Origin of the sequence: Thermomicrobium sp. CFH 73360 (assembly GCF_023806465.1) — a bacterium.
GTDB lineage: Bacteria > Chloroflexota > Chloroflexia > Thermomicrobiales > Thermomicrobiaceae > Thermomicrobium.
Map to the genome: position 1 here is coordinate 119,282 of NZ_JAMSLS010000007.1, position 7,520 is coordinate 126,801.

Genomic DNA, 7,520 nt, shown 5'->3' on the forward strand with positions numbered 1-7,520 from the left:
GATCGCTTGGGACTCACACGCACACCCATCCTGCGGTCGCTTCAGCCGCCAGAACGCCTCAAAACGACTGATTCAGCGAAGCGTCCCGGCACTCAACGAACGGTCTCTTGCTGGTTCGATGTGCAGGGCTTTCGCGCTGTGCTTGCCCTCGCGGTGTTTGCCTTTGCTGTCGCGACGCTGAACGTCTCCTGGTACGCTGGTTCCGACGCTATGACCAACCCCGTGCTCCTGGGCACCTACCAACCGGTCACAGATCTGGCCACTGATGGGCGATTCGTCGCTCTTATCATCGACGAGCGAAATCGCTCGACGCTGCGACTTCGCTCTCTCCTGGATGGACAAGAGATCACGCTTGCTACGACGGATGGAGAGCTGCATCAGGTTGCTCTGGTCCCCGATCTCGTCGTCTGGCAAGAACGCCCGTGTCCGAATTGTCTCGGCCGCGTGGTGGCATATCGAATTTCGACAGGGAAACAGGTTCTTCTGGCCAATTCTGCCGACGAGCAACTCCCGCGCGCCTGGGGACACTGGGTCGCTTGGAATTCACGAAACGGCAATGATCGACTTTTCGTCGCCAATGTGGCGACTTCCATGATGGATGTCAGCGTCACCTACGTCGCACCACCCGGCCATCACCTGAGTGATCTCCAGCTTTCCGCCGGACGACTCGTCTGGCGGGAAACGACTGAGGATGGTCGCTGGGTCATTCGAATGCAGCATGTCGCGGGATCTGATTCCCCCAGAACCCTGCTAGAGGGAACAGGCGAACCACCAGTACTCCACATCACCGAGGGGAGATTGCTCATCATCGACGACTCATTGCGAGTGGCCGCTCTTGATCAATCCACTGGAAACTTGACGATCGGCACATCCCCGTCAAGTCGCGAGCTCGTGACGTCGGATGACCGCTATACATTCTGGGTTGGGCCTTCACCGTCGGAGATGGGAATCGAGGCAGTAATCGGCTTCGATCTCGTCACAGCCAGCCGTTTCGTCGCGCTTCCAAATGCCAGCGGAATTCTCACGCTCGCCTCTGGCGGTGGCTGGCTCCTCTGGCTACAACGCACCGCAGAAGATCGTGTAATACTGTGGGGGGCACCGATTTCGGATCTCTTACCTTCTGCGCGGCGTGCCGCACCGGAAGCTGAAGATCCACGCTGGCGCTATTTCCCTGAGACAGGTCATTACCTCGCCAACGGCTTCCGTGCATTCTGGGAACGTTTCGGTGGGATCGAGTCGTTTGGCTATCCTCTCTCTGAAGAGTTCGAGGAATTCGATCCAACATCAGGAAACTTCCGTACTGTCCAATATTTCGAGCGTGCTCGCTTCTCCTGGCAACCGGGTTCCCCTGCAGCGATTGACGGAGTCGTTTTCGATCGTATTGGTGTCGAACTCGCTGAAGTGACCGATTTTCTCTCCTCGCGAGCGTTCCGCCCGGTTTCAGGAACGCTGGGCGGCATGACAGGTGGTAACTGCCGGTACTTTGAGGAGACTGCACACCGGATCTGTGACGCCTTTCTCGATCTTTGGCTCCGCCACGGGTTTCGCACGAGCGTCACGGAGCCCAGCGAGATGTCAGCGCTCCGCCGATTTGGACTTCCCATTAGCGAACCCTTCATGACCCCGGATGGGACGATTGTGCAGTACTTCGAGCGTGCTCGCTTCGAGTACCGAGCATCCAGTGATTCTGCAGCAGCCTTCGCATTCGGGCGCATCGGAGCGGAACTGCTCGCCAGGCGCGGCTGGATGCCTTGATACCTTTTACGGGAATACCGCCGGGTGGGTTTCCACTTGTTCAATCGCCTACTTCGCCGCTCCTCGTGAGCTACTAACTCATTGTACGTACGATCAAACGAGGCCGTTCCCTTTTGGCCGCAGCACACGACCGACAATGCATGGGCAAGGCCTCATGACACCACGCTCAGGAATCAGTATGCTGGAAAGCGTCGACTGGCCCCAGGGGAGGGAGCACAACGATGGTCTTCCAGGACCCGTACTTTCACGCTTTGCGTCGTCGACTGGAGGCGACTCCATACGAAACGTTCCGACGGCAGTTCACGGAACGACTGCATGCGGCTGTCGCTCCCAAACCGCGCCCTCCTCATCTGTCAGCCGAAGAGATCGAAGAACGCGAGCGGTGGCTGTACAAGGAAGGGCTCGATCTCTACCTCCCAGTGCTCCGCATTATCCTGCGTGCTCTCCGGCGGGAGATTGAGACTGGCTTGATCACACAGGGTGAACTTGATCCGGAGGAACTCGCCTTTGCGACGTATCAGCGCGCGCTCGAAGAACTTCGCCTCCTGCCCCAGTTGCCGCGCGACCGCCTTGCCTGGTTGCGGCACCTTGCGCGCGATACGGTGCACCGCGCTGCACTGGCCCAGCACAGTTTGCACCACCATCCTATCCCGGCTGCGAGCTCGGTTACCGCGCTGCCTCCGGTCCCGCAACCCACCATCGCGCGGCTGGAATCAGCACTCGCCGATCCTGATCTTCCCCTTCCGGACGACGTGATCGACGATCCTGAAGCACGCCGTGTGTTGGATCACTTCCTCGATCGTTTACCAGAACGATGGCGCGAGATTTACCTTCTCGCGGCACTGGATCGCTGGAGCGATGACGAGATTGCTGCTATCACTGGGCTTCTTCCGGATGAAGTTCGGGCGATTGTCCACGCGACAGTTCGGTTTCTCCGCGCCTGGATCGAGGAAATCGCGACAGAAGCTGCCGAATCGAAGGAGTGACAGTGATGCGGCGCAATGAAGAGGTCGCTCTTCTCTTGGACAACATCGCTGAACTCCTGATGCTCAAGAACGAAAATCCGTACCGTATCCGCGCCTATACAACCGCTGCCCAAAACATCCGTGCTCTGGACGTCGACATCGAGGAGTTAGCCAGACAAGGTAGACTGGACGAAATTCCTGGTGTCGGCAAAGCACTTGCTGCGAAGATCGAGGAGTATCTGCAAACGGGAAAACTGCAATATTACGAGGAATTGAAACGAGAAGTCCCTATTCAGGCCGTCGATCTTTTGGAAGTGCCGGGAATTGGTCCGGCCCGCGCGTACCTTCTGTACGAGAAGCTAGGCATCACAACGATCCAGGAATTGCTCCAAGCCGCACAAGAACACAAGCTCCGCGACTTACCTGGCTTCGGCGAGAAGCTCGAAGAGCGGATCGCGCGTGAGGCAGCACGCTTGATGCAGCGAACCAAGCGGCTCCTGCTCGGCATCGCCTTACCAGTCGCCGAAGACGTCGTTGCTGCACTGCGTGGAATACCGGCCGTGAAAGCGATCGACCCCGCCGGAAGCCTGCGCCGGATGAAAGAAACGATTGGCGATATCGATATCCTCGTAGGGACGGACGACCCAGAAGCAGTCGTCGATGCGTTCATCCATCTTCCTATCGTCAAGGAAGTATTGGCGGTCGGGCCGACGCGTCCTTCTATCCTCACCCGCGAGGATCTGCAGGTCGATCTCCGCGTCGTGGCTCCAGACGAATACGGTTCGGCACTCCTCTACTTCACTGGCTCCAAGGAACACAACATCGCTCTACGCACCTATGTACAGGAACGCGGTTGGAAGCTTTCTGAATATGGACTCTTCGATGAGAATGGAACACGCCTGGCCAGCCGTACCGAAGAGGAAATTTACCGCCTACTCGATATGGACTGGATTCCTCCAGAACTTCGTGAAAACCGCGGGGAGATCCAAGCAGCTCGGGAGCATCGCTTGCCGAAACTTGTCGAGCAACAGGAGATTCGCGGTGACCTTCATGCACATACTGATTGGAGCGACGGCCACGACTCACTCGAGCGGATGGTGCAGGCTGCCATAGCACGCGGATACGAATATCTCGTCATCTCTGATCACTCACCGTCACTGACCGTTGCACGCGGCCTCACCGTCGAGCGCCTGCGAGCACAGCGAGAACTGATCCGCCAGTTGAATGAGTGTGTGGCTCCCTTCCGCATCCTTCAGGGCGCCGAAGTCAATATCCAGTCTGATGGGACACTCGATTATCCTGATGAGGTCCTGGCTGAACTTGACGTTGTCATCGTCTCGGTCCACAGCGCGTTCGATATGCCCATCGAGCGCATGACCGAACGGGTGATCCGCGCTCTTGCGAACCCACATGTTGATATTCTCGGTCACCCTACAGGACGCCTTCTAAACTCCCGCCTTCCCTATGAGATCGATCTTGATGCTGTGCTCGATGCTGCAGCTGAGTATGGCGTGGCCATCGAGATCAATGGTCAACCCGACCGCCTGGACCTTCCTGACGTCTGGGTACAACGCGCAATAAACCGCGGCATCCTGATCGCCTGCACCAGCGACGCGCACTCGACTCGGCAGCTCGACAACATGAGATGGTCCATCGCAATGGCTCGCCGTGGATGGGCTGAATCGCGTCACGTGCTCAACACCAGATCACTTCCGGACCTCCTAACCTGGCTTTCACGTCAGAGAAACCATCCCCGAAAGCAGGACTGACACGGGTATGCACCTACCGTGTACCGCGGAGCAAGCGCACTCCACGGTCCTCGGCGGTACACGTACAGCCACAGTGCACACCGCCAGTGGAACCAGTGGCCAAGATCCCTGAAGTGGGCCAGCGCATCGATCGAAGTCTTACCCGACCTACCGTACCACGGTGCAACGAACACGATGATGTCGCCACACGGCCGCTTGGCGATCGCCATTGGTGTCTCCATCACTGGAGAGGCCGAAGTTGGTCGCTCGCCCGTTCCCTCGTATGGTCAGCCCACTACTTGCTGGTGGAGTTGGTGAGCGCGCCTCACATCGAGCACGAAGAAGGCCAGAAGGGCTAGGAGTTGGGAAATGCCGACCGTCGCGATGACGCCAAGAGAGGCATAGCGCTGGTACACGGCACCGAGCAGAATACCTCCGACCAGCCAAGAAAGACCAAAGATTGTGTTGAAGACGCCATAGGCCAAACCACGCGATTCGGGTTCCGAGAGCTCACCGACAGCTGCTCGCATCGTGGTCTCGACAAGTCCCATTGCGACGCCCCAGAGAAGCACCCCGAGAACTATGGCTAGGAGAGTCGTCTGGAATGCTCCGAAGGCAGCCAGTGCGGCGCAGATCGGCACCGCGATGAGTGTGAGCAGGCCATGACGGTCGTACATCCATCCCGCAAGGAGCGCAATCGCACCGTCGATCCCCATCGCGAGGGCATAGAGGAGTGGGATCACTGCCGCAGGCACCAGGCCCGTTCGTTCCACGTGGTAGGACAACACGGCAAAGTGTGCAAACCCGAGCATAACCATCCCACTAAAAATGCTGTAGCGCCAGAAGGCACCAGTAAGTCGACCCCGTTGCCGTTGGTCTGTCGCTGTCGCCCTCGGCTGAAAGCGCTCGAGGCGCTCTGGATGTGGTTCCCAGCGCCAAGAGAAGAAAAGGAGGACAATCACGGCTATTGCGGGAAGTGTGAGCAGCGCAAATCCCAGTCGATACCCGCTAACACCATCGATCGTGAGCGCGACCGCGAAGAGCAGTGGCCCCACGAGTGCGCCCACTTGATCCAAGGCCTCGTGGATCCCAAATCCCATCCCACGCCCGATCTGGCTCGCGGCATGGGACACAATTGCGTCCCGCGATGGAGTCCGTAACGCCTTGCCGAGCCGCTCCAGGACGATCAGGAAAGCTGCGAGCTCCCACCGATGCGTCAACGCGAGCAGCGGTAAGACACCAACGAGCGCATAGCCCACGATCGTCAGGAGCCAATACGAACGAAGACGATCCGCAATGTAGCCGGCGACGGTACGGAGCGCATAACCCAGGAAGTCGCCGAGTCCCGCGACGAGTCCGACGAGCGTTGCACTGGCGCCGAGTAAGGCAAGGTATGGGCCAGTGACGCCACGGACTCCCTCGTAGGTGATGTCGCCAAAGAGGCTTACGAGACCGAGCAAGAGGATCAACCGAAATGCGCGTGTCCGCCGTTCAGCTATCTCCATGACAGTCGCCCCTTTCCCCGCGACACCTGGGCACCGGGGCATCGGTATAGCACTCAGCGGAGCAATTCACAACCCACTCGCGAAGGGACGGTGTGATCGGAAATACCGGACATACCCGTCAACCGTCATCCGGTAGCTCCCCGATGCTAAGTGATAGGCGGGCAACGGTACACCCCCGCCACTGACGAGTTGGAGCTCCTCGTCGGTAAGCGCTTGCAGACGCTCGGCAACAAGCGCTGGCTCAGCGCCGAGCTCCAACTGCGCGCCAATCCAACCCGCCCACAGGAAAAGGCGAGCAAGCAGATCGTCAAAGTGCCAGTCCGGGTCGTCCACCGCGCCGAAGTGACCGAGACAGAGCCGAGTCGGACGCAACGCACGGAGACGCTCGATACTGTGTCGCCACAGGCCGAGGTCGATATCAGGGGGTGGCGTCGGTGGGAAGACGAAACGAAGTCCACCAATCCGGATGCCCGCGACATCGCCGGCGAAGAGCAATCCAGTCGCAGGATCGAGGTACGCGTGGTGGTGTGAGGCGTGACCCGGGGTCGACAGAGCGAGGAGCAGTCGTCCATCCCCCAAATCAATCCGCTCCCCGTCTTCGATGACGACGACGCGATCCTTCGGGCACGGCCGCACCTCTCCCCAGAGCTGCCCCATCAAATCCCCATAGATCCGAGAAGCACTCGCCCAGAGTCGACTCGGATCGATCAAATGGGGAGCTCCAACCGGATGAACGAAGACACGCGCCTGTGGCAGTCGTTCGAGCAGTAGTCCTGCGGCACCACCGTGGTCAAGATGGATGTGCGTCAGGACAAGTTGGCGAACTTCCTCCTCACCGACACCCAATTCTGCGAGCCCACGCATCAGTGCCGGTACGCTAGTACTTGGGCCGGTATCCACGATCGTCACACCGTTCTTGCCCTTGTAAACGTACGCAGCAACGGCCTGAGCAACTCCCTGAAATTCCAAGTCGACGAGGAACCACCCTTGCGCTAACTCTCGGACCTCCACGCACGCCCCCTTTCTCAAAGGGTCACACGCTCGTTCCACCGTAACTGAGCACGATGCGAGCAATGGATAGGTAGATGAGCAACCCTGTTCCATCAACGAGCGTGGTGATCAACGGTGTTGAGACCACTGCAGGATCGATGCGCAAACGCTGTAACAGCAGCGGCAACAACGTGGCAACCGTGACCGCCCACAGCACGATACAGATGATCGCGATGCTGACGGTTAGGGAAATGAGTACACCGGCTCCGAGGAGCTCAGCGCGGAGGAAGCCAGCTAATCCCATCACGGCAGCGATCAGGAGACCAGCTCCCCATTCCTTGGGCAAGATCTTTGGAATATCACCGAGCCGTAACCCTTCGATGGCGATCGCGCGTACCAGAGTCGTGACCACCTGCGAGCCCGCATTGCCCCCCGTCCCGATCAAAAGCGGGACGAAGAATGTTAGGGCAATCGCATGCTCGAGTTCTTCCTCGAAGGCTCGTAAAACCGACGCCGTATAGGTCCCCCCAAGAAAGAGGAGCAAGAGCCAGCCGACG

6 protein-coding genes are annotated in these 7,520 nt (G+C 58.9%); 3 read left to right on the top strand and 3 right to left on the bottom strand.

From position 1 onward, the window contains the following. The first annotated feature begins 6 nt into the window (after window positions 1-6). From NET03_RS11720 to polX, 3 genes are all read left to right on the top strand, one after another. Window positions 7-1,755: an LGFP repeat-containing protein gene (locus NET03_RS11720; protein WP_252129109.1), complete on the top strand. Its 1,749-nt coding sequence runs from the start codon at window positions 7-9 to the stop codon at window positions 1,753-1,755. A 221-nt stretch (window positions 1,756-1,976) separates the two neighbouring features. Further along, window positions 1,977-2,741: an RNA polymerase sigma factor gene (locus NET03_RS11725; RefSeq protein ID WP_252129110.1), complete on the top strand. Its 765-nt coding sequence runs from the start codon at window positions 1,977-1,979 to the stop codon at window positions 2,739-2,741. Window positions 2,742-2,746: 5 nt separating this feature from the next. Continuing rightward, window positions 2,747-4,489, top strand: a complete 1,743-nt coding sequence (gene polX, locus NET03_RS11730) for a DNA polymerase/3'-5' exonuclease PolX (RefSeq protein WP_252129111.1) — start codon at window positions 2,747-2,749, stop codon at window positions 4,487-4,489. A gap of 266 nt (window positions 4,490-4,755) precedes the next feature. Here polX and NET03_RS11735 read toward each other — a convergent pair whose 3' ends face one another. The 3 genes from NET03_RS11735 to NET03_RS11745 all read right to left on the bottom strand — a co-directional run. Next, window positions 4,756-5,973 (bottom strand): MFS transporter, encoded by a 1,218-nt coding sequence (locus tag NET03_RS11735; RefSeq protein ID WP_252129112.1) that lies wholly within the window; start codon window positions 5,971-5,973, stop codon window positions 4,756-4,758. Between the two features lie 66 nt (window positions 5,974-6,039). Beyond that, on the bottom strand, window positions 6,040-6,984 hold the full coding sequence (locus tag NET03_RS11740) for an MBL fold metallo-hydrolase (protein WP_252129113.1): 945 nt from the start codon (window positions 6,982-6,984) through the stop codon (window positions 6,040-6,042). 22 nt (window positions 6,985-7,006) lie between these two features. After that, on the bottom strand, window positions 7,007-7,520 hold a 514-nt coding region (locus NET03_RS11745), incomplete at its 5' end, for a magnesium transporter (RefSeq protein ID WP_252129114.1).

What these genes read in the sequence shown, in the direction of transcription:
- NET03_RS11725 (WP_252129110.1), top strand. Translation starts at nt 1,977, where the DNA reads ATGGTCTTCCAGGACCCGTACTTTCACGCTTTGCGTCGTCGACTGGAG.
- polX (WP_252129111.1), top strand. Translation starts at nt 2,747, where the DNA reads ATGCGGCGCAATGAAGAGGTCGCTCTTCTCTTGGACAACATCGCTGAA.
- NET03_RS11735 (WP_252129112.1), bottom strand. Translation starts at nt 5,973, where the DNA reads ATGGAGATAGCTGAACGGCGGACACGCGCATTTCGGTTGATCCTCTTG.